Source organism: Amycolatopsis sp. CA-126428, from assembly GCF_002904335.1.
Taxonomy (GTDB): Bacteria; Actinomycetota; Actinomycetes; order Mycobacteriales; family Pseudonocardiaceae; genus Amycolatopsis.
Window position 1 is genome coordinate 161,055 of sequence record NZ_PPHF01000157.1, and the last position, 20,854, is coordinate 181,908.

21 protein-coding genes and 2 pseudogenes are annotated in these 20,854 nt (G+C 71.4%); 9 read left to right on the top strand and 14 right to left on the bottom strand.

Features of this window, described 5'->3' with window-relative positions; translation table 11 throughout:
* The first annotated feature begins 11 nt into the window (after window positions 1-11).
* The 5 genes from hsaA (at window position 12) to C2L58_RS40660 (ending at window position 4,197) form a co-directional block, all read left to right on the top strand.
* Complete coding sequence (gene hsaA, locus C2L58_RS40640; protein ID WP_103342935.1) at window positions 12-1,175, top strand: 3-hydroxy-9,10-secoandrosta-1,3,5(10)-triene-9,17-dione monooxygenase oxygenase subunit; 1,164 nt, start codon at window positions 12-14, stop codon at window positions 1,173-1,175.
* Complete coding sequence (gene hsaD, locus C2L58_RS40645) at window positions 1,175-2,020, top strand: 4,5:9,10-diseco-3-hydroxy-5,9,17-trioxoandrosta-1(10),2-diene-4-oate hydrolase (protein WP_103342936.1); 846 nt, start codon at window positions 1,175-1,177, stop codon at window positions 2,018-2,020. The genes hsaA and hsaD overlap by 1 nt, the downstream gene beginning before the upstream one ends.
* Window positions 2,020-2,931: an iron-dependent extradiol dioxygenase HsaC gene (gene hsaC, locus C2L58_RS40650; protein WP_103342937.1), complete on the top strand. Its 912-nt coding sequence runs from the start codon at window positions 2,020-2,022 to the stop codon at window positions 2,929-2,931. The genes hsaD and hsaC overlap by 1 nt, the downstream gene beginning before the upstream one ends.
* Window positions 2,928-3,467: a 3-hydroxy-9,10-secoandrosta-1,3,5(10)-triene-9,17-dione monooxygenase reductase subunit gene (gene hsaB / locus C2L58_RS40655; protein WP_103342938.1), complete on the top strand. Its 540-nt coding sequence runs from the start codon at window positions 2,928-2,930 to the stop codon at window positions 3,465-3,467. The genes hsaC and hsaB overlap by 4 nt, the downstream gene beginning before the upstream one ends.
* A gap of 130 nt (window positions 3,468-3,597) precedes the next feature.
* Window positions 3,598-4,197: an Rv1733c family protein gene (locus tag C2L58_RS40660; protein WP_103342939.1), complete on the top strand. Its 600-nt coding sequence runs from the start codon at window positions 3,598-3,600 to the stop codon at window positions 4,195-4,197.
* Between the two features lie 2 nt (window positions 4,198-4,199).
* Here C2L58_RS40660 and C2L58_RS40665 read toward each other — a convergent pair whose 3' ends face one another.
* The 9 genes and pseudogenes from C2L58_RS40665 to C2L58_RS40705 form a co-directional block, all read right to left on the bottom strand.
* Complete coding sequence (locus C2L58_RS40665) at window positions 4,200-4,454, bottom strand: Smr/MutS family protein (RefSeq protein ID WP_013224398.1); 255 nt, start codon at window positions 4,452-4,454, stop codon at window positions 4,200-4,202.
* A 151-nt stretch (window positions 4,455-4,605) separates the two neighbouring features.
* Complete coding sequence (locus tag C2L58_RS40670) at window positions 4,606-5,667, bottom strand: MBL fold metallo-hydrolase (RefSeq protein WP_103342940.1); 1,062 nt, start codon at window positions 5,665-5,667, stop codon at window positions 4,606-4,608.
* 26 nt (window positions 5,668-5,693) lie between these two features.
* Window positions 5,694-6,710 carry a fatty acid desaturase family protein gene (locus tag C2L58_RS40675; RefSeq protein ID WP_103342941.1) on the bottom strand — a complete coding sequence of 339 codons (1,017 nt, stop codon included), beginning with the start codon at window positions 6,708-6,710 and terminating at the stop codon, window positions 5,694-5,696.
* 158 nt (window positions 6,711-6,868) lie between these two features.
* Window positions 6,869-9,227, bottom strand: a pseudogene (locus tag C2L58_RS40680) (ATP-binding cassette domain-containing protein).
* Window positions 9,224-9,463 carry a helix-turn-helix transcriptional regulator gene (locus C2L58_RS40685; protein WP_103342942.1) on the bottom strand — a complete coding sequence of 80 codons (240 nt, stop codon included), beginning with the start codon at window positions 9,461-9,463 and terminating at the stop codon, window positions 9,224-9,226. The pseudogene C2L58_RS40680 and the gene C2L58_RS40685 overlap by 4 nt, the downstream one beginning before the upstream one ends.
* Window positions 9,448-10,665 carry an MFS transporter gene (locus C2L58_RS40690; RefSeq protein WP_103342943.1) on the bottom strand — a complete coding sequence of 406 codons (1,218 nt, stop codon included), beginning with the start codon at window positions 10,663-10,665 and terminating at the stop codon, window positions 9,448-9,450. Before C2L58_RS40690 ends, C2L58_RS40685 begins: the two co-directional genes overlap by 16 nt.
* 35 nt (window positions 10,666-10,700) lie before the next feature.
* Complete coding sequence (locus tag C2L58_RS40695) at window positions 10,701-11,111, bottom strand: VOC family protein (protein ID WP_103342960.1); 411 nt, start codon at window positions 11,109-11,111, stop codon at window positions 10,701-10,703.
* 10 nt (window positions 11,112-11,121) lie between these two features.
* On the bottom strand, window positions 11,122-11,562 hold the full coding sequence (locus tag C2L58_RS40700; RefSeq protein WP_103342944.1) for a helix-turn-helix transcriptional regulator: 441 nt from the start codon (window positions 11,560-11,562) through the stop codon (window positions 11,122-11,124).
* Between the two features lie 198 nt (window positions 11,563-11,760).
* Window positions 11,761-12,651 carry a LysR family transcriptional regulator gene (locus C2L58_RS40705; protein WP_103342945.1) on the bottom strand — a complete coding sequence of 297 codons (891 nt, stop codon included), beginning with the start codon at window positions 12,649-12,651 and terminating at the stop codon, window positions 11,761-11,763.
* Window positions 12,652-12,792: 141 nt separating this feature from the next.
* Here C2L58_RS40705 and C2L58_RS40710 point away from each other — a divergent pair, with 141 nt between their 5' ends.
* Complete coding sequence (locus tag C2L58_RS40710) at window positions 12,793-14,199, top strand: MFS transporter (RefSeq protein ID WP_103342961.1); 1,407 nt, start codon at window positions 12,793-12,795, stop codon at window positions 14,197-14,199.
* A 364-nt stretch (window positions 14,200-14,563) separates the two neighbouring features.
* Here the strand turns inward: C2L58_RS40710 and C2L58_RS40715 are convergent, their stop codons facing one another.
* From C2L58_RS40715 to C2L58_RS40735, 5 genes are read right to left on the bottom strand one after another with little or no spacing between them, the layout of a single operon-like run.
* Window positions 14,564-16,003 carry an NAD(P)/FAD-dependent oxidoreductase gene (locus C2L58_RS40715; protein WP_103342946.1) on the bottom strand — a complete coding sequence of 480 codons (1,440 nt, stop codon included), beginning with the start codon at window positions 16,001-16,003 and terminating at the stop codon, window positions 14,564-14,566.
* The gene (locus C2L58_RS40720) at window positions 15,996-16,226 is read right to left on the bottom strand and encodes a ferredoxin (RefSeq protein WP_013224408.1); all 231 of its coding nucleotides are present in this window, start codon (window positions 16,224-16,226) and stop codon (window positions 15,996-15,998) included. Before C2L58_RS40720 ends, C2L58_RS40715 begins: the two co-directional genes overlap by 8 nt.
* A gap of 1 nt (window position 16,227) precedes the next feature.
* Complete coding sequence (locus tag C2L58_RS40725; RefSeq protein ID WP_103342947.1) at window positions 16,228-16,845, bottom strand: ferric reductase-like transmembrane domain-containing protein; 618 nt, start codon at window positions 16,843-16,845, stop codon at window positions 16,228-16,230.
* Entirely contained in the window at window positions 16,838-17,629 is a 792-nt protein-coding gene (locus C2L58_RS40730; protein WP_103342948.1) for a DUF4142 domain-containing protein, read from the bottom strand. The genes C2L58_RS40725 and C2L58_RS40730 overlap by 8 nt, the downstream gene beginning before the upstream one ends.
* The gene (locus tag C2L58_RS40735; protein ID WP_103342949.1) at window positions 17,613-18,215 is read right to left on the bottom strand and encodes a hypothetical protein; all 603 of its coding nucleotides are present in this window, start codon (window positions 18,213-18,215) and stop codon (window positions 17,613-17,615) included. The genes C2L58_RS40730 and C2L58_RS40735 overlap by 17 nt, the downstream gene beginning before the upstream one ends.
* Window positions 18,216-18,454: 239 nt before the next feature.
* Between C2L58_RS40735 and C2L58_RS40740 the strand changes: the two genes are divergently transcribed.
* The 3 genes and pseudogenes from C2L58_RS40740 to C2L58_RS40750 form a co-directional block, all read left to right on the top strand.
* Entirely contained in the window at window positions 18,455-19,015 is a 561-nt protein-coding gene (locus tag C2L58_RS40740; protein WP_103342950.1) for a sigma-70 family RNA polymerase sigma factor, read from the top strand.
* A 7-nt stretch (window positions 19,016-19,022) separates the two neighbouring features.
* Window positions 19,023-19,811 carry a zf-HC2 domain-containing protein gene (locus C2L58_RS40745; RefSeq protein ID WP_103342951.1) on the top strand — a complete coding sequence of 263 codons (789 nt, stop codon included), beginning with the start codon at window positions 19,023-19,025 and terminating at the stop codon, window positions 19,809-19,811.
* Between the two features lie 276 nt (window positions 19,812-20,087).
* Window positions 20,088-20,854, top strand: a pseudogene (locus C2L58_RS40750) (DUF1996 domain-containing protein); the annotation flags it as partial.

The window sequence follows — 20,854 nt, forward strand, 5'->3', positions numbered from 1 at the left end:
GGAACTTGCGCATGAGCGAGCAGGTGATCGCCGGGGTCCGGGACCTCCTGCCGGTCCTGCGGGAACGGGCCCAGGACACCGAGGACGCGCGCCGCGTCCCCGAGGAGTCCGTCAAGGCCCTGCAGGAGACCGGGTTCTTCAAGCTGCTGCAGCCGGCGCTCCACGGGGGCTTCGAAGCCGACCCGGTGAGCTTCTACACCGCGGTCAAGCTGATCGCGAGCGCGTGCGGGTCCACCGGCTGGGTGGCCTCCATCCTCGGCGTCCACCCGTGGCACGTGGCCCTGTTCGACGCGCAGGCGCAGCAGGAGGTCTGGGGCGACGACCAGGACGTGCGGATCTCCTCGTCGTACGCGCCGATGGGCAAAGCCGAAGTCGTCGAAGGCGGCTACCGGCTCTCGGGCCGGTGGAGCTTCTCCTCCGGCTGTGACCACTGCACGTGGGTGCTGCTCGGGGGACCGGCGTTCAAGGACGGCAAGCCGGTCGACTTCTGCACCTACCTGCTGCCGATCGCCGACTACTCCATTGTGGACGTCTGGGACACGATCGGCCTGCGCGGCACCGGGTCGAACGACATCGTCGTCGAGGACGTCTTCGTGCCGCAGCACCGGGCGCTGAGCTTCATCGCGACGTCGAAGTGCAAGGTGCCGGGCCAGGCCGTCAACCCCGGGCCGCTGTACCGCCTCCCGTACGGTTCGGTGCACCCGACCACGATCACCGCGCCGATCATCGGCATGGCCCAAGGTGCCTACGACGCGCACGTCGAGCACCAGCGCAAGCGCGTGCGGGCCGCCTACGCCGGCGAGCAGTCCAAAGAGGACCCGTTCGCCAAGGTGCGGATCGCCGAGGCGGCCAGCGAGATCGACGCCGCCTGGCTGCAGCTGACCCGCAACATCGAAGACCTGTACGAGCTCGCCAAGCGCGAGGAACGGCTGCCGTCGGACCTGCGGCTGCGCGTCCGGCGCGACCAGGTGCGCGGCACCGAACGCGCGATCGCGGCGATCGACCGGCTCTTCGAGAACTCCGGCGGCCGCGCGATCCAGCGCGGGACGCCGATCCAGCGCTTCTGGCGCGACGCGCACGCCGGCCGCGTCCACGCGGCCAACGACGCCGAGCGCGCGTACGTCATGTACGGCACCGGGGTCTTCGGGCTCCCCGTCGAGAACGCGATGTACTGATGGCCGCGCCCGAAGGAAAGTACGCCCAGGTGGGTTCGCTGACGCTGCACTACCACGAGGCGGGCGCCGAGCACGCCGAGACGGTGATCCTGCTGCACGGCGGCGGGCCCGGCGTGTCGGCGTGGAGCAACTTCGGCCGCAACGTGCCGGAGTTCGCCAAGCGCTACCGGACGATCGCGATCGACCAGCCCGGCTTCGGGCGGTCGGACAAACCGACCGAGCACCCCCAGTACTTCCGGCACAGCGCGGACGCCATCGCCGGCCTGATGGACACCCTCGGCATCGAACGCGCCCACTTCGTCGGCAACTCCCTCGGCGGGGGCGCGGCGGTGCGGTTCGCCCTGAACCACGGGAAGCGGGCCGGGCGGCTGGTGCTGATGGGGCCGGGCGGGCTGAGCGTCAACCTGTTCGCCCCCGACCCGACCGAAGGCGTCAAGAACATCAGGCGGTTCGGCGCGCACCCCAGCCGCGAACGCATGGAAGCCTTCCTGCGGAGCATGGTCCACGACCAGTCGCTGATCACCGACGAGCTGATCGACGACCGGTTCGCCGCCGCGAACACCCCGGAGTCGCTCGCCGCGATGCGCGCGATGGGCAAGTCGTTCACTCATCCCGAAACCTACGAAGAAGGCCTGCTCTGGCGGGACGCCCACCGCCTGCGCCAGCGCGTACTCTTGATCTGGGGGCGCGAGGACCGCGTCAACCCGCTCGACGGCGCGCTGCTGGCACTCAAGACGATTCCGCGCGCGCAGCTGCACGTGTTCGGCGGCTGCGGGCACTGGGCCCAGCTGGAGAAGTTCGACGAGTTCAACCGGCTGGCCCTCGACTTCCTCGGGAGTTCCTGATGGGCATCCGGTCACTGGGCTACCTCCGCATCGAAGCCACCGACATGGCGGCCTGGCGCGAGTACGGGCTCAAGGTGCTCGGCATGGTGGAAGGCAGCGGCACCAACCCCGACGCGCTCTACCTGCGCATGGACGACTTCCCCGCGCGGCTGGTGATCTCGCCGGGTCCGGCCGACCGGTTGGCGACCACCGGCTGGGAGGTGGCCAACGCCGGCGAGCTCGCCGAGATCCGGTCGCGGTTGGACAGTGCGTCGGTGCCGTACAAGGAAGGCACGCCGGACGAGCTGGCCGACCGCCGCGTCGACGAGCTGATCAGCTTCGAGGACCCGTCCGGCAACACCCAGGAGGTGTTCCACGGCGTCGCGCTGCAGCACCGGCGCGTGGTCAGCCCGTACGGCCACAAGTTCGTCACCGGCGAGCAGGGCCTCGGCCACGTCGTCTTGTCCACAAAGGACGACGAAGCGTCGCTGCGGTTCTACCGCGACGTCCTCGGCTTCCGGCTGCGCGACTCGATGCGCCTGCCGCCGCAACTGGTCGGGCGCCCCGCGGACGGTCCGCCCGCGTGGCTGCGGTTCTTCGGCTGCAACCCGCGCCACCACAGCCTGGCGTTCCTGCCGATGCCGACGCCGAGCGGGATCGTGCACCTGATGGTCGAGGTCGAGAACACCGACGACGTCGGCCTGTGCCTCGACCGCGCGATCCGGCGGAAGGTGCCGATGTCGGCCACGCTCGGCCGGCACGTCAACGACCTGATGCTGTCGTTCTACATGAAGACCCCGGGCGGCTTCGACGTCGAGTTCGGCTGCGAAGGCCGGCAGGTCGACGACGACAACTGGATCGCCCGCGAGAGCACCGCGGTTTCGCTGTGGGGCCACGACTTCTCCGTCGGCGCGCGGCCTCCGGGCGCATGACGTCCGTGGCGGTCGACCAGACCGAGTTCCGCAGCGTGCTCGGGCACTTCTGCACGGGCGTCACAGTGGTCACCGGCCGCGACGGCGACACCCTCGCCGGGTTCGCCTGCCAGTCGTTCGCCGCCCTGTCGCTCGACCCGCCGCTGGTGCTGTTCTGCCCGGCCCGGACGTCACGGACGTGGCCGGTGCTGGCCGCGGCGGGCCGGTTCGCGGTCAACGTCCTGGCCGAGGACCAGCAGGAGGTCAGCGCGGTGTTCGGCGCGCGCGGCGACGACAAGTTCGCCCGCGTCGGCTGGACGCCCGCGCCGTCCGGCGCGCCCCTGCTCGACGGCGCGCTGACCTGGATCGACTGCGCCTTGGAGGCGGTGCACGAGGCCGGCGACCACTACGTCGTGATCGGCCGGGTGACCGCATTGGGCGCCCCGTCCGACGCCCGCCCGCTGCTGTTCCACCGCGGCCGGTACGCCGTCACCGAGCCAGCCCGGGACGCGCTCTCGGCCCTGATGCCCTGGCCGCGCCCCGACGACTGGCTGTGACCGCGTTGACTCCACCGGGTGGTTGTGGAGGGCTTCACAGGTGGGCCGCATCCCATTCGCGAGAGAAAGTCGAGCCCCGGCGCGCACACTGTTACCGAGAAGACACCTTCCCGGGAGGAGTGAGTCGCGCATGCGTGGGCCCACCGGACGGATCGCCCGGTTCCGGCGCCGGTTGCTGCCGGGCCGCAACCCCCTGGCCCGGGCGGGCGACCGCGTCGAGGCCCTGCTGCTGCTCCTCGCCGTCGCCGGTGCGTTGCTCGCGATCCCGTTCGCGGCGGCGCTGGGCTCCGAGACGTACGCGGCGCAGACCGCTCGCGCGGCGCAGGAGCGCACGACCCGCCACCCGGCCACGGCCGTCTCCCTCGCCGCGGCGTCCGGCCAGTCCTACGGCACGGACGGCGCCGGCGCCCCGGCCGCCCAGACGACGGTCCCGGCGGCCTGGTTCGACGCCCGCGGCACCCGCCACACCGGCGACGTCCTCGCCGACCCGGGCAGCCCGGCGGGCACCCGCGTCCCGGTGTGGCTGGACCAGCACGGCGAACTGACCGGCGAGCCCCTGTCCGCGTCGACCTCGGCGGCCGACGGGGTGTTCGCGGCGATCCTGCTGTGGGCCGCGATCACCGGCGCCCTGGCGGGGTTGTACGGCACCGTCCGGTTCGTCCTGGCCCGCTTCCACGCGGCGGCCTGGGACCGGGCCTGGTCCGAAGCCCGCCACGACAGCCGGTTCTGAGGTCACTTCCAGCGGAAGTGCACGAACACCCGGCCGAAGTTGTCCTTGTCCTTTTCGACCCGGTGGTAGAGCGCCTTGACGTCCTTGCGCTCGAGGAACCGCAGGACGTGCTTCTTCAGCTGCCCCGACCCCTTGCCGGGGATGATCTCGACGAGCGGCGCCTTCTTGGCCACGGCCTCGTCGATGATCGCCCGCAGGGCACGGTCGATCTCGCCGCCGCGGTTGTAGACGTCGTGCAGGTCCAGCTTCAGCTTCACGCGCCCTCCCGGCCTCGACGCCGTGCGGAACCAGCCGGCACGCGTGATCCACGAGTCGACACGCGTGATTGGCGGGCCGACACGGCGGCGGCCCGCGTCGGCTTCCTGATCACGCGTGTCGACGCTCTGATCACGCGTGTCGGCGGCCGGGTCACAGCGACTGCCACCAGCCGTCGACCTCGGGGGGCTCGGTGGCGTCGATGCGCTCGCCCGGGCGGGGGATCGCCAGCGGGAGGTCGGCCTCCTTCGCCTCGCTCCACACGCGGTCGGCCGGCTCGCCCCACGGGTGCATCGCCAGCTGGAACGTCGCCCAGTGCACCGGGACCAGCAGCTTCGCCCGGACGTCGAGGCCGGCCGCGACGCCCTCCTCCGGCGTCATGTGGATGTCCGGCCAGAGCGGGGCGTACGCGCCGATCTGGATCAGGGCCGCGTCGAACGGGCCGAACTCCGCGCCGATCGCCGCGAACCCGTCGAAGTACCCCGTGTCGCCGGTGTAGAACACCCGGTGCCCCGGGCCCAGCAGCGCCCACGACGTCCACAGCGTGTCGTCGTTCGTGATGCCGCGGCCGGAGAAGTGCTGGGCCGGCGTCGCCACGAACCGGACGCCCGCCACCGTCGCCTCTTCGTGCCAGTCGAGCTCGATGATCCGGCCGGCCGGGACGTGCCAGCGCTCCAGGTGCGCCCCGACGCCGAGGGGCACGAGGAAGGGCGCTTCGGAGGACGCGACCAGCGCGCGGACGGTCGCCAGGTCGAGGTGGTCGTAGTGGTCGTGGGAGATCACCACGGCGTCGATCCGGCCGAGGGCCGACAGCGGCACCGGCGGCTCGTGCAGCCGTCGCGGGCCGGCGAACGCCGCGGGGGAGACCCGGTCGCTCCACACCGGGTCGAGCAGCACGCGGGCGCCGTCGAGCTCGACCAGCGTGGACGCGTGGCCGTACCAGGTCAGGTGCAGGCCGTCAGCCGACTCGACCGGCGCCGCCGCGACCAGCGGCACCGCGCCGGCCGGTTTGCGCAGCTCACGGTGCTCGCCGAAGAACATCTCGCGGAACATGGCCCGCATCGAACCCGCGGTCATCGGGTGCCGCGGCGCCGCGTTGCGGAACACCTTGCCGTCGAACTGCGGCGACGAGCGGACCCGCTCGGCCCGGGCGCCGGTGGCCTTCGCGCCGAACGCGGCCGGCAGGTCCCGCAGGGCCGCGACCGTCTTCCTCATAATCCGGTCTTCCTCATGCCCCGAGTCTACGAACGCTTCCTGAGAGGCGCCCCAGCTTCATGCAGGTGGGTGAGGGCCTGCCGGTAGGACTCGACCAGGCTCGTCTGCAGGTACGGGACGCCCAGCTCGGCGCAGTAGGCCTGGACGATCGGCTGCGCCCGCCGCAGGTGCGGCGACGGCATGCTCGGGAACAGGTGGTGCTCGATCTGGTAGTTGAGGCCGCCGAGGGCGACGTCGGTGACGGCACCGCCGCGGACGTTGCGCGAAGTCAGCACCTGCTTGCGGAGGAAGTCGAGCTCGGTGCGCCCGGTCAGCGTCGGCATGCCCTTGTGGTTGGGCGCGAAGATCGATCCCATGTAGACACCCCACAGTCCCTGGTGGACGGCGAAGAACAGCAACGCCATCCCGGGGCTGAGAACGGTGAGCAGCGCGCCGGAGTAGAGGACGAAGTGCGCGGCGAGCAGGGCGGCTTCGGTGCCGCGGCGGCGCAGGCCCGGCTTGCGGACCGCGCGGATCCCGGACCAGTGCAGGTTCAGGCCTTCGAGGGTGAGCAGCGGGAAGAACAGGAACGCCTGGTACCGCCCGATGAACCGGGGCACGCCACGGCTGGCGCGGGCCTGGTCCTTCGACCAGACGAGGATGTCCGGGTCGACGTCGGGGTCGAGCTCCTCGTGGTTCGGGTTGGCGTGGTGGCGGGTGTGCTTGTCCATCCACCAGCCGTAGCTCATCCCGATCCCGAGGTTCCCGGCGAGCAGCCCGGCGATTTCGGTGGGCCGCCGTCGCCGGAACACCTGCTTGTGCGCGAGATCGTGGGAGAGCAGCGCGATCTGCCCGAACAGCACGGCCATGAAGACCGCGACGGCGAGCTGCCACCACGAGTTCCCGAGCAGCGCGAAGGCCACCCAGCCGGCCCCGAACAACCCGGCCACGACGGCGATCCGGGCGGCGTAGTAGCCGGGCCGGCGTGCCATCAGCCCGGCGGCGGTGATGCGGTGGCTCAGCCGGGCGAAGTCGCTGCCGACGCGGTTCTCTGTGGTGGTCACCCACCCGAGTCTTCGCCGTGGGAGCGCGCGCCGGAATCCTGCGGGCCCCAGCCGGTTTGCGGGGGCCAGCCCTACCGCCCGCCCTGGTATACGCCGGACTCGTCGTGAGTGGTAAGGCGGGTTCTAACCCGCCTTACCACTCACGACCGGTTCGGGACTCAGGCGACGTACTCCGCGAGGTGCTTGCCCGTCAGCGTCTTCTTCCGCGCCTTCACCAGCTGCGCCGGGGTGCCCTCGAACACGATCCGCCCGCCGTCGTGGCCGGCGCCCGGGCCGAGGTCGATGAGCCAGTCCGCGTGGGCCATCACCGCCTGGTGGTGCTCGATCACGATCACCGACTTGCCCGCGTCCACCAGCCTGTCGAGCAGGCCCAGCAGCTGCTCGACGTCCGCCAGGTGCAGGCCCGCCGTCGGCTCGTCGAGGACGTACACCCCGCCCTGCTCCGCCATGTGCGTCGCCAGCTTGATCCGCTGCCGCTCGCCGCCGGACAGGGTCGTCAACGGCTGGCCCAGCGTCAGGTAGCCGAGGCCGACGTCGGACAGGTGCGTCAGGATCTTGTGCGCCGCCGGCAGTGCGGCGTCACCGGAGGCGAAGAACTCGAGCGCCTCGGCCACCGGCATCCCGAGCACCTCGCTGATGTCGCGGCCGCCGAAGGTGTACTCCAGCACCTCGGCGTTGAAGCGCTTGCCCTCGCACACCTCGCACGGCGTCGCGGTGCCCGCCATGATCCCCAGGTCCGTGTAGACCACGCCGGCGCCGTTGCAGTTGGGGCACGCGCCTTCGGAGTTGGCGCTGAACAGGGCCGGCTTCACGCCGTTGGCCTTGGCGAACGCCTTGCGGATCGGCTCCAGCAGGCCCGTGTACGTCGCCGGGTTGCTGCGGCGCGAGCCGCGGATGCCGGTCTGGTCGACCGTCACCACGCCCTCGCCGCCGGACACCGAACCGTGGATCAGCGAGCTCTTGCCCGAGCCCGCCACCCCGGTCACCACCACCAGCACGCCGAGCGGGATGTCGACGTCGACGTCCTGCAGGTTGTGCGTGGCCGCCCCGCGCACCTCCAGCACCCCCGACGGCGAGCGCACCGACGGCTTCAGCGACGCCCGGTCGTCGAGGTGCCGCCCGGTCAGCGTGCCACTGGACCGCAGACCGTCCACAGTGCCCTCGAAGACGATTTCGCCGCCTTCGGTGCCGGCGCGCGGCCCGAGGTCGACGACGTGGTCGGCGATCGCGATCGCCTCCGGCTTGTGCTCGACGACCAGCACCGTGTTGCCCTTGTCGCGCAGCTGCAGCAGCAGGTCGTTCATGCGCCGGATGTCGTGCGGGTGCAGGCCGATCGTCGGCTCGTCGAAGACGTAGGTGACGTCGGTCAGCGACGACCCGAGGTGGCGGATCATCTTGGTGCGCTGGGCTTTCCCCGCCCGAAAGGCTCCCGGACGGCCGGTCGAGCGAGAGGTAGCCGAGGCCGATCTCGACGAACGAGTCGAGGGTGTGCTTCAGCGCGTCCAGCAGCGGCGCGACCGACGGCTCGGACAGCTTCGCCACCCAGGCGGCGAGGTCGCTGATCTGCATCGCGCACGCGTCGGCGATGCTGATCCCGCCGATCTTCGACGACCGCGCCTCCGCCGACAGCCGCGTGCCGCCGCAGTCCGGGCAGGTCTGGAACGTCACCGCGCGCTCGACGAACGCGCGGATGTGCGGTTGCATCGCGTCGACGTCCTTGGACAGGAAGGACTTCTGGATCGCCGGCACCAGCCCCGAGTAGGTCAGGTTGATGCCCTCGACCTTGATCTTCGTCGGTTCCTTGTACACCAGGTCGGCGAACTGCTTCTTGGTGTACTTCTTGATCGGCTTGTCCGGGTCGAAGAAGCCGGAGCCGCGGAAGATGCGGCCGTACCAGCCTTCCATGCTGTAGCCCGGGATGGTGATCGCGCCTTCGTTGAGCGACTTGTTCTCGTCGAACAGCGCGGTGAGGTCGATGTCGTTGACCTTGCCGCGGCCCTCGCAGCGCGGGCACATGCCGCCGGTGATGCTGAAGCTGCGGCGCTCCTTGATCTGCCGGCCGCCCTTTTCGATGGTGACCGCGCCCGCGCCGCTGATCGAGGCGACGTTGAACGAAAACGCCTGCGGCGAACCGATGTGCGGGGTCCCGAGCCGGCTGAACAGGATGCGCAGCATCGCGTTGGCGTCGGTCGCGGTGCCGACCGTGGAGTGCGGGTTGGCGCCCATCCGCTCCTGGTCGACGATGATCGCGGTGGTGATCCCGTCGAGGACGTCGACGTCGGGCCGGGCCAGCGTCGGCATGAACCCCTGCACGAAGGTGCTGTAGGTCTCGTTGATCAGCCGCTGCGATTCGGCGGCGATGGTGCTGAAGACCAGGGAGCTCTTGCCGGACCCGGAAACCCCGGTGAACACTGTCAGCCGCCGCTTGGGCAGCTCGACGCTGACGTCCCGGAGGTTGTTCACGCGCGCGCCGTGGACGCGGATCAGGTCGTGGCTGTCGGCGACGTGCTTGCTCATCGGGTACTCCAGTTTTTGGTTCGGGCCTCGGCCGCTTGCCGGTATTCCTGCGGGGAAAGGCCGTAGGCGTCCCGGAAACGGCGGACGAATACCACGACCGGCAGGTCCACTGTGCTCGCGAGCATTTCGACGTCCAGCGGCAGCGGGTATTCGCGCTCGATCCGGTCACGGACGCGGCGCAGAAGCACCAATTCCCGGAAATGGTGGTGCGCGGCGATCTTCAGGCCGAGACACATGTCGGATTCCCTTCCGTTTTGCGGCCGAGCACCGCCCGGGCCGCGACGGGGAGCAGCAGGAGGGTCAGCAGGCCGGACAGCACGAGGCCGCCGGTGCTGCCGGCCAGTTCGATCAGGGGGCCGCCCAGGGCCAGCCCGAGCGGGGCGGCCACCGTGGAGCCGGTCGTCCAGAGCGTGACGACCTGCTGCTGCTCCCCGGGGGCGAGCCCGGACTGCAGGAAGCTGTACGCGACCGGGGTGAACGGCGCGTAGACCAGGCCGCCCAGGCCGAAGACGAGCAGCGCCACGGTGAGGTCGCCGGTGACGGCGAGCGCGATCGGGCACAGCGCCCACAGGCCGATGATCGCGACGAGCAGCGGCCGCTGCGGGAGGTTCCGCAGCCGGCTGACGAGCGCGGCGCCGAGGAACGCGCCGACCCCCAGCGCACTCCACAGCACCCCCAGACCGGACGCGCCGGCGTGCAGCGTCCCGCTCACGTAGAGCGGGAGTGCCACTTCGACCGGCATGTACAGGAAGTTGAAGAAGAACTCGACCACCAGCAGCCGCGCGGCGATCGGGCGGCGGCGCAGGATCCGCCAGCCCGACTCGGGGGTGCCCTCGTCGCGCAGCGCGTCCCGGCCTTCGGCGCCGCGGGGCACGCACGCGAGCGTGGCGGCCAGCAGGACCAGCGCTCCGCCCGCGTCGACGAAGAGCGCGAAGCCCGCACCGGCGGTCGCCACGAGGACCCCGCCGAGCACCGGGCCGGCGATGTAGAGCGCGAACGTCGTGTTCAGGCCCAGCAGGCCGTTGACCGAGAACCGCCCGGCCTCGCCCGCGGCCGACGTCGCCAGCAGGCGGCGGCTGCTCGAGCCGGCCAGCCGGAACGTCGCGCCGAAGAGGAGGCCGGCGACCAGCACCGGCAGCGTGAGCAGGCCGGTGACGGCCAGGACGCCGAGGACGGCGAAGGTCAGCGACCGCAGCACGCAGTCGGCGACGAGCAGCGTGCGCGGCGGCACCCGCACCCGGCCGAGGCCGATGGCCAGGGCCAGCACGGTGGAGAGGACGAACGGCGCGGCCTCCACGAGCCCGATGGCGATCGCCTTGGGGACGTCGCCGTGGCGGGAGAGGGTCTGCACGGGCATGGCCACCAGCAGCATGCCGGTGCCGGCGTTGGCCAGGAGGTCCCCCAGCAGGAGCCCGGCGATCCGCCGGTCGCGCAGCACCTCGCGGTAGCCGCGCGCCTCGGGGGCGATCGTGGTCAGCGCAGTTCCTGGATGCGCAGGAGGTTGCCGGCCGGGTCGCGGAACGAGCAGTCGCGGATGCCGTAAGGCTGCTCGACGGGCTCCTGGACGACTTCGGCGTTGCCCGCCTCGAGCTTGGCGAAGAGGGCGTCGAGGTCGTCGGTGGCCAGGTTGGCCGAGGCGTAGGTGCCCTTGGCCATCATCTCGGCGATCATGCGGCGCTCGTCGTCGGTCAGGCCGGGCGTCGCGGCCACCGGCGACAGCACGATCGCGGTGTCCGGCTGGTTCGGCGGGCCGACGGTGATCCACTGCATGCCGCCGTACTTGACGTTCTGGCGGACCTCGAAGCCGAGCAGGTCGCGGTAGAACGCGAGCGAGGCTTCCGGGTCCGTGTGCGGGAGGAAGCTGGAGTGAATGGTGACGTCCATGCCGGTCACCCTAGGTGGCCGCCGAAGGCCGCGCTTCTCGATTCCTGATCGGTCTGGTGACCTGCTTGGCGACGCACGGCGGCATCCCGACGGTGGCCTCGGCCTGCTGCTCGCGGTAGACGCTCGGGGGCATGCCGACCAGCTCGGCGAACCGCGTGCTGAAGGTGCCCAGCGACGAGAAGCCGACGGTGAAGCAGACCTCGGTGACGCTCAGTTCGCCCGTGCGCAGCAGCGCCATCGCCCGTTCGATCCGCCGCGTCATGAGGTACGAATACGGTGACTCTCCGTACGCCCGCCGGAACTGCCGGCTGAGGTGCCCGGCCGACATGTTCACGCCGTGGGCCAGCGCCTCGACGTCGAGGGGCTGGGCGTACTCCCGGTCGATCCGGTCCCGGACGCGGCGCAGCAGCGCGAGGTCACGCAGGTACTGCGCCGTGGCGGAACTGGTCACGGATGAATCGTGCCACAGCGGACGTCGGCCGCGGAGACTTTCGTGTCGTCCCTCCAAGCACGCGTGTCGTCCCTCCAGTCACGCGTGTCGTCCGTTCCCGCACGGCGTCCCCGTGCTCGAAGGGGCATCACTCGTGATCGGAGGGGCAGCACGTGTGATTGGAGGGACGACACTCGTGATCGGAGGGTCGACACGGGGTCAGCGGAGGGCGTCGCGGAGCGTTTCGCGGAGCCACTGCTGGGCCGGGTCGGCGTCGAGGCGGGCGTGCCAGGACAGGCGCACCTCGATTTCGGGGAGGTCCGCCGGGACCGGGAACCAGCGGAGGCCGAGGGCGGTGCCGTACTGCTCGGCGAGGCGCTGCGGCAGCAGCCCGACGTACGGGCTCGAAGCGACCACGAGCGCGGCGACAGCGGCGGTGGGGACGACGGCGGCGACGTGCCGGCGCAGGCCCGCCGCACCGAACACCTCGTCCAGCGGCCCGCGGGCCAGGCCGCGGCGGGACGCCGAGACGTGCGGGTGCCGGCACAGCTGCGCCAGCGTCGGACGGCGGTGCCGGCCCAGCGGGCTGTCCGCGCGCACCGCGGCCACCAGGCGCTCGCGGTACAGCACGGCGGTCCGGATGTCGGGGGCCGGCTGCCCGCCCACGCCGATGTCCAGGTCGATCGAGCCGTCGCGCAGGGCGTCGGTGCTTTCGCTGCCTTCGGCCACGAACCGCAGGGTGACGCCGGGAGCGGCCGCCGCCGTGGCCTCGGCCGCCGCGGTCGCCAGGGTCGCGGCCACGCCGTCGTTGATGCGGATCGTGAAGGTCCGCTCCAGGCCGGCGAGCGAGAAGTCGGTGCTGACCAGGGACGCCGCTTCCTCCAGCAGCGACCGCACCCGCGGTGCCGTGCGCAGCGCGAACGGCGTCGGGGCCAGCCCGCGCCCGGCGCGCACCAGGATCGGGTCGCCCATCGCCCGCCGCAGCCGGCCCAGCGCCCGGCTGGTCGCCGGGATGGACAGGTGCAGGCGCTCGGCCGCGGCCGTGACGCTCCCGTCCCGCAGGAGCGCGTCGAACACGCGCAGGAGGTTCAGGTCGAGCTGCTCGGGCACAGTTGCAGCATACGCAAACGTCTGTTGCCGAAGTTGCGTCGCGCGCAGTGGTCCGTCGTTCCTACCGTCAGGCTCATGTCCACTCAGCTCCCGATCCGCGAACCGGCGTCCCGGGCCTCGCAGCGCGGTCTGCTCACCCTCATGTGCGCCGCGGTGGTGCTCGTCGTCGGGATGGTCGCGGCGATCAACCTCGCCGTCCCGATGTTCGCCGCGAGCGCGCTGCACCCGTCCGCGCCGGCCCTCGTCTGGATCGTCGACACCTACATGATCGTGTTCGCCTGCCTGGTGATCCCCGCCGGGGCCGCCGGCGACCGGTTCGGCCGCAAGGGCGTCCTGCTGACCGGCCTCGGCCTGTTCGCCGCGGGCACGCTGCTGTCGGCGGCGGCACCGGACGTCGCCGTCCTGCTCGCCGGCCGGGCGCTCACCGGGATCGGCGCAGCCGCGGTGCTGCCCAACTCGCTGGCCGTCCTGCTGCACGCCGTGCCCGCCGAGCGCAAGCCGGCGACGATCGCCACCTGGGCGTCGATGACCGGGATCGGCGGGGTGGCCGGCAACGTCGGCGGCGGCCTGGTCCTGACGGCCGGCTCGTGGCGCTGGCTGTTCGCCGCCGCCGCGGCCCTCTCTCTGGGCCTCGCCGCCCTGGTCGCCCGGTTCACGCCGGTGTCGTCACGCCACGACCGCCCGCTCGGCCCGCTGGCCGCGGTGCTGCTGACCGGGGCGTCGGTCGCGCTGCTGCTCGGGATCGTCCAGGGCCCGGAGGCGGGCTGGGGCAGCGCGGTCGTCGTCACCGCGTTCGCCGGCGCCGCCGTGCTGTCCGCGGCGTGGGTGGTCACCGAGCTGCGGTCCGCGCACCCGCTGCTGGACCCCCGGCTGTTCCGGATCGCGGGCCTGCGCAGCGCCTGCCTCGGGCTGACCGCGATCTTCTTCGGCATGTTCGCGCTGTTCTACGTCAACGCGTCGTTCCTCCAGTACGCCAAGGGGTTCGGTGTCCTGGCGACCGGGCTCGGGATCGTCCCGCTGACGGTGCCGATCGTCCTCGGTGGCCGGTACGTGGCGCGCTTGGCCGGGCGGATCGGCCTGGACGCCACCGTGGCGGGCGCGTTCGGGTTCGTCGGGGCCGGCCTGCTCGGACTGTCCACGAGCGACGCGGGCACCCCGTACGCCGCCTACGCGGCCTGGCTCGTCGTGACCGGGATCGGGGTGACGCTGGCGTTGCCGACGCTGTCGGGCGTGATCGCGGGTGCCCTGCCACCTGCCCGGGCGGGGGTCGGCACCGGACTGCAGGCCACGACCCGGGAGTTCGGCAGCGCGCTCGGCGTCGCGGTGGTCAGCACGGTGTCCACCGCGCGGTTCACCGCCGCCTTGCCGCCGGACCTGCGTGGGGCGCACACCGTGGCCGAAGCCCTGGCCCGGGCTCCCCGCGCGTCCGACGTCGTCACGGCGTTCGTCGCGGGCACGGACGCCGGGCTGCGCGTCGCCGGGGTGGCGGTGCTGGTCCTCGGCGGCCTGGTCGTGGCGGAGTCGTGGTGGTCGCGGCGCGGGAGGTGAAGACCGTCCCGGGGGTTCCCGTGCCCCCGGGACGGCCCTGCACCGGTGCTGCAAAGAGGCGTGGCGTCCCTTCCGGCGGCATACCCGTCCACCGGAACGATCTCCACGACTCGTGCGCCCCGGCGGAGTGACCCGCCGCGGCGCTCGACCCCGGGCCCCGCCCGGTGCGCCGGAAGAAGGCCACCCCGGGGGCGTCGGGTTCCCTCGGGATGGCCCTCTCCTGGCCCGCCGGGCGCTCGTTCTTTCCAGAGCCGAGGCGGGCAGGGGGACGTGGGGGGCCGGTCACCACACCACCCAGCCGCGGAGGGGGTGTGGTGACCGGCAAGGGACGGGGGCCGCCGCGCGCAGCCCCGTCCCGGCTTCGTTACCTCCCCATCGGGATGGCCATCGTCGGCAGCGCCGCCGCGGGCAGCGACTGCGCCTGCAACGCCGTCGTGGGCGGGGACAGTGCGGGGAACGCCGTCGTCGGGATGTCGTTCGCGAACTCGCTCTCGAACTCGCGCTCGAAGGCCTGCGCATCGAACCCGCTGTCGAACTCCGGCGGCACCTCGGCCGCCAGTGCGGCGAGCGCCGGCTCGACCACCGGGACCTGCGGGACCTCCGCGACGGGCGCGGGCTCCGGCTCGGGCACGTAGTCGGGAGCGGGCAGCCGCCGGTCGAGCTCGGCCATCCAGTCGAGCATCGCCCGCGGCTTGTCCCAGCAGGAGATGCCGACGAGCCTGCCGTCGCGGACGAAGCCGGTGATGCCGTCGGCCAGGGACACGGTGTCCTCGGCCAGCGACGGCATCCCGCACATCTGCAGGCGCGTGTCGTACAGCGTCGACCAGGCCCGGGGGAGCGGGGTGAACGGCACGGCGCTGGACTGGCCCATCAGCAGGTTGTCCGCCGCGTGCCGGGCCGACTCGACGGCGTTGATCCAGTGCTCGACCCGCCGCGGGGTCTCGTCGAAGCGCAGGTTCGGCCAGCGCGCGATGTCCCCGGCGATGACGACGTCGGAGGCGCCCTCGGCGAACAGCTTCGAGTCGCAGAGGACGCCGTCGCTGATGTCGAGGCCGGAGCCGCGCATCCAGTCGACCGACGGGACACTGCCGATGGCGAGCACCACGACGCTGGCGACCAGCAGCTGGTTGTTCGTCAGGTGCAGCCCGACGGTGTCCTTCGTGCTGATCCAGTGCCGGACTTCGCTGCGCATCGCCAGGTTCGCCCGGTGCTCGTGGTGCGCCTCGACGATGCCGCTGGAGACGCGGTCGCCGAAGCGGTGCAGCGGCGCCTTCGCGTGCCCGATCAGGGTCACGTCCCGGCCGATGTGGCGCATGCTCGCGGCGAACTCGTTGCCGATCAGGCCGGCACCGATCACGACGGCCGGCTTCTTGCTGGCGTTGAGGCAGCGCCGCACCGCCATCGAGTCCTCGACCGTGCGCAGGATCCGCACGCGCGGGTCGTGCCGCGGCGCCCCGGGCAGGTGCCGCGGGTAGACGCCGGTCGCGGCGATCAGGCCGTCGTACCAGAGGGACTCGCCGCCGGGCAGGTGCACGACCCGCTCGGTGGTGTCCAGGTGCGTGACCCGCGCGCCGAGGCGCCAGTGCACGTCGAGGTCCGGCAGGTAGTGCGAAAGGCCCACGTCGCTGGGCCGTTCGGTCCCCATCACCAGCGCCTTGGAGACCATCGGGCGGTGGTAGGGCCGCCGGGCCTCGTCGCCGATCAGGACGATCTCCCCGTCGAACTTCTGTTCCCGCAAGCGTTCCGCGGCGCGCAGCCCGGCGACGCCCGCACCGACGATGACGATCCGGTCGCCGTCAGCCATCGAGGTCCCCTCTCATCACGACCGCCTGCATCGGGCAGCAGCGGGCGGCCATCTTCGCCTGTTCAATGGTGGTTTCGTCGAGCAGCCTGGTGTGGAAGCGCAAGCGGCCGTCCTGGCCGAGGTCGAACACGTCCGGTGCCTCCATGGCGCAGATGCCGTAGAGCTCGCACCGGTCGTTGTCGACGCTGATCCGGGGTCCGCCACCGGGTAACCGGAAGGGCATGTCAAGCCACCTGCTCTTCCACGAGACCGATGCGTTCCAGGGTGCGGGCCGGCATGAACCGCAGCATCGACACCGTCACGGCCGGGACGAGCAGCGTGATGCCGGCCAGCCAGGTGACCGAGAGGTGGCCGTTCGCGATGGCGCCGAACCAGGAGTGGATCGCGATGAGCGCCACCGCCGGGTACGCGCAGCGGTGCAGCCACAGCCAGCGCCGGTAGGACGTGAAGCGCTGCAGTCCGGCGGTGAGGAAGATGGCGAACATCACCTCGAAGCCGACGATGCCCGCGATGTGCCGGCCTTCCTGCCCGGACCCGAACGGGACGAACATGTAAGCGAAGCTGTACGGGGCGACCGTCAGGTAGGTGAAGCCCAGCGCGTGGACCAAGCCGAAGATGATCGTCGCGGTGGCCAGCACCATGTGGGTGCTGCGCAGGCCCTTGCGGCCGGTCACCGAGCGGATCCAGCCGGTGGCGGTGAGCACGCCCCAGGTGAGCGTCAGCATCGTCGCCGCGTAGGACGTCCGGGCGGCGAACGCCGCGAGATTGCGAGCCGCCGGGTCCGTCTTCGGCTGGAACTGCTGGGTGAGGAAGATCGTCGCGTCGTGCCACGTCTCAACCATGGCTACCCCCGGTTCTCGCGGTGGCCGGCCGGGACGTCTTGGCGCGGCCACGGTTGCTCTTGACCTGCCGCAGCACGTAGAACAGGCCGCCACCGACCAGCAGGAACAGCGCCCCCACCACGGCGATCTGGGACGTGTCGAGGCCGAGCTGGATCCCGGTGGGCGCCGCGGTCGTGGAGACGGCCGGGGCGGGCAGCGCGGTGTAGTCGACCATCCCGGTGCTTTCGAGCATCGTCATGTGCCGCATCACGGCCTGGTTGCCGACGGTCGCGAAGGCGCGCACGTCGTCGTTGCGGGTGCCGGCCCGCAGCTGCGCCAGAATCGCGAAGACCTGGCCGTGCGCCGCGCGCAGCCGGTTGGCGAAGACGCGGTCGAACTCCGGGCCGGGGGAGGCGGCCATCTCCTCGCCGAGCCAGCCGCGCTGTTCCTCGGAGGGCTGGTCGGGGACCGGCGAGTTCAGCTTCTGGGAGAGCGCACGGGTCGCCACGTCGAGGCGGCCGTGGTCCATCATGATCGCGAAGCCGACCTTCTGGACGATCGGGCTGCCCTTCTCCATCGCCATCATGCCCGACGGCATCTCCCACAGGCCGGCTTGCCGGACCTTGGTCAGGAGCACGGCGTCGGTGTCGGAGACCGAGGTGGTCTGGGCCAGTGAGGTCGAGCCCGGCGCGAGCAGCGCCAGGACCGCGACCACCACGAACAGGATCCGGACCAGCGGACGGGAGCGCTCGAGGACCGTGGGGGACTCGAACCCGAACCCGGCGAGCTCAGACGCCGAACGCATTTTGCCTCCACTCGTCCTGCGTCAAGGTGATCTTCTTGCCGTCCGGCGCGATCGGGAACCAGGCCTGGTCGAGGCCCTGGCCGGAGGTGTCGGCCGGTTCGCTGTCGCCGGTGTAGTGGTAGAGCGGCCAGCCGGCGAGGGTGAGCTGCTCACTGCCGTCGTCGCGGGTGATCTGCCCGATCAGCGACTGGTCGACGTCGATCGCCGGCAGGTTGCCGCCGGCCTTGACCGGGATCCACTTGGTCGCGCACGCGCCGATGCAGTTGGACCGCGAGGGTTTGGGGGTGTCCCGGTCGTACCGGTAGATCGTGTACCCGGTCCCGTCGACGAGCAGGAGGCCGAGGTCGAACGTCTTCGCTCCCCTGAGCTGGCTCTTCGCCGGGTTGTTCGGGTCGGCGGTGATGGACTGCGGCATCGGCAGGACGACCTGTCCCTGCTGCATGCCGGGCATCTGCATCCCGGCGGCGCCGCCGGCGGCGTAACCGCCGCCCGAGGTGGTGGCGGCGCCGGCGGTACAGGCGGTGAGCAGGGCGAGTGCGGTGAGGCACACGGCGGCGGGGACCACCGGGCGGGGAATGCGAATCACTGCTCCTCCGTGGGCATGACTACGCGCTGTTGCCGGTAGTGCAACGGAAAAGGGCGCGAAAGATCCACAGTGGACATCGAGTCCGGAGTGGATGCGGAGCGTTGCGGGGGACAACGCCTGGTCGGGGTCTTCGGTAGGGGATACGGACACGGTACGGAAACGGTTCAAAAAAGTTTTGCTCCCGGTTTGCGGGCCGGAAGTACTGGACGTAGGCCGTCCGGCCCACCAGGATGTCCCGCGTGGGACGGCACACCCGAGCGCTGAGATCCATCGGAGATCCAGATGCCGTCGTCGAGCCCGGAGACGGCCACGACGATCTGGCGAAGGCGCTGTACCAGGAGTTCGGCGGGTCCCTGATGGCGTTCGCGCTGCGGCTGACCGGCCACGACCGGCAGTGGGCCGAAGACGTCGTGCAGGAGACCCTGATCAAGGCGTGGCGGAACGCCGACAAGCTCGACCGCCAGCCCGAGATGCTGCGTGCCTGGTTGTTCACGGTGGCCCGGCGTACCGTCATCGACGGCTGGCGCAGCCGCAGCGTCCGGCCCCAGGAGCTCGAGGAGATCGAATCCGACGCGATCGCGGTGTCCGACGAATCGGACCGGACGCTCGCCGCGATGATCGTTTACGAGGCGCTGCAGGGCCTTTCGCCCGAGCAGCGGGAGGCCATCCAGCAGACCTACCTGCGCGATCGGACCGTGAACGAGGTCGCGGCGACCCTCGGCGTGCCACCGGGCACCGTCAAATCCCGCATCCACCACGCCGTCCGCGCGCTGCGCCGGGCCTTGCGCGAGCGGGGGTGAACTGAGCGTGGCCGGATCCGCACACACCGACGTTGCCGCGTACGTGCTCGGCGTCCTCAGCGAAGCCGAGAACACCCAGTTCGAAGCCCACCTGATGAACTGCCCGCACTGCCAGCTCGACCTGATCGAGCTCTACCAGCTGCCGGACGTCCTCGACCTGGTCAAGCGCAGCTGGCCGGAGCCCCCGATGCCGGCGCCCAGCCCGCGCACCCTCTCACCGGGCCCCCGGGTGCTGCGCGGCCTCATGGAAGAGGCCGCCGTCAAGCGCCGCCGCCGTCGCCGGATCGGCATCCTCGCCGGGGCCGCGGCCGCGGCGGCCGTGATCGCCGGCCCGCTGGTGACCCTCGCGGTCCGGCCGGCCGACGCCGTTCCGCCCGCCTCGCTCGCCGCTCCGGGCAACAAGCAGCCGCCGCCGGCCACGAGCGTCCCGGCGACGTCCACCCCGCCGCCCGCGGGCGCTCAGGGCCAGCCCGGCGGCGGCCAGACCTACGGCCGCGGCAGCGGCGGATCCGCCGTCAGCGCCCTGGTCACCGTTTCGCCGGTGGAGTGGGGCAGCCGCGTCGAGCTCGAACTGCGCGGGATCGTCGGGCCGGTGAAGTGCCAGCTGGTCGCCGTCCCGGCGACCGGTGCCGAGCGCGTCGTCTCCAGCTGGTCGGTGCCGCCCAAGGGATTCGGCATCCCCGGCTCGCCCGAACCGTTGCGGTTGCAGGGTTCGGTCTCCCTGGCGATGGACCAGATCAGCCGGTTCGAGGTCCGCGGCGAAGACGGCACCATCCTCGTCGTCGTCCAGCGCTGAATCTCTTTCTTTTCGGTGAACCGCCGTGACCTGGGTCAATGCCGCCCGGTTGCGTTCTCGTAGATAACGAACAGATAACGGGCCGGTCGCTTTTGAACCTCGGGCCGCTCAGGTCCGTATCCCCCAATGCATCCCCCGATGCGTCCCGACAGCCGGAACCGAAAGCATCCCCCGACCGGTTCCGTGCGATCTCGACCTCAATTGACGGTAGTTCTTGCCCGGGCTGCCGCGCTGCTGAAGCGCGCGTCCGGAATAACGAACGAGGTGAACTGATCTATGGCCCGGAATTCTCGGCCTCCCGCGACGGGCAAACACCGCATCGCCCGCCGAACCAAGATCGCCATGGGCGCGATCGGCCTGGCGATCGCCGTCGGCGCACTCGCCGTCGCGGTCACCACGGGCCGCACGGGCGAAGCCAGCGCTGACCCCGCGGACCCGTCGTTCTTCATCGACATCAACAAGGTCCCCGCCGGCAACAACGTCAACGCGGCTTTGAAGAAGAAGGGTGCGCAGGGGTCCTTCACCGTCAACTGCGGAACCAACGCCGACGGTGCGCACCAGAACCCGGACAACTTCATCGCCCAGCCCGGGATCAAGAACGGCGCCCAGCACCTGCACGACTACGTCGGCAACACGACCACCGACGCCGACTCGAGCCTCAAGAGCCTCCTGGCCGGCGGCACCACCTGCAAGAACGGTGACAAGTCCGCCTACTTCTGGCCCGTCATCCGCATCGACCGGGAAGACAAGGCGCAGGCGCAGCAGAAGAACCAGAAGGCCCAGCAGCAGCAGAAGGGCAAGACGGGCGACGTCCAGCAGGACAAGAGCGCCCAGGATGCCCAGGACGCGCAGGAACAGCGCAACAGCCAGGGCCAGGGTGGTGGCGGCCGCTCCGGCAAGAGCGCGCAGCAGCAGGGTGACCAGAACCAGAACCAGGACGGTCAGCAGCAGCAGCGTCAGCGCAACCAGGGCCAGCAGCAGAACCAGCAGGACCAGAACCAGCAGCAGGACCAGAACAAGCAGGGCCAGAACAAGAACCAGCA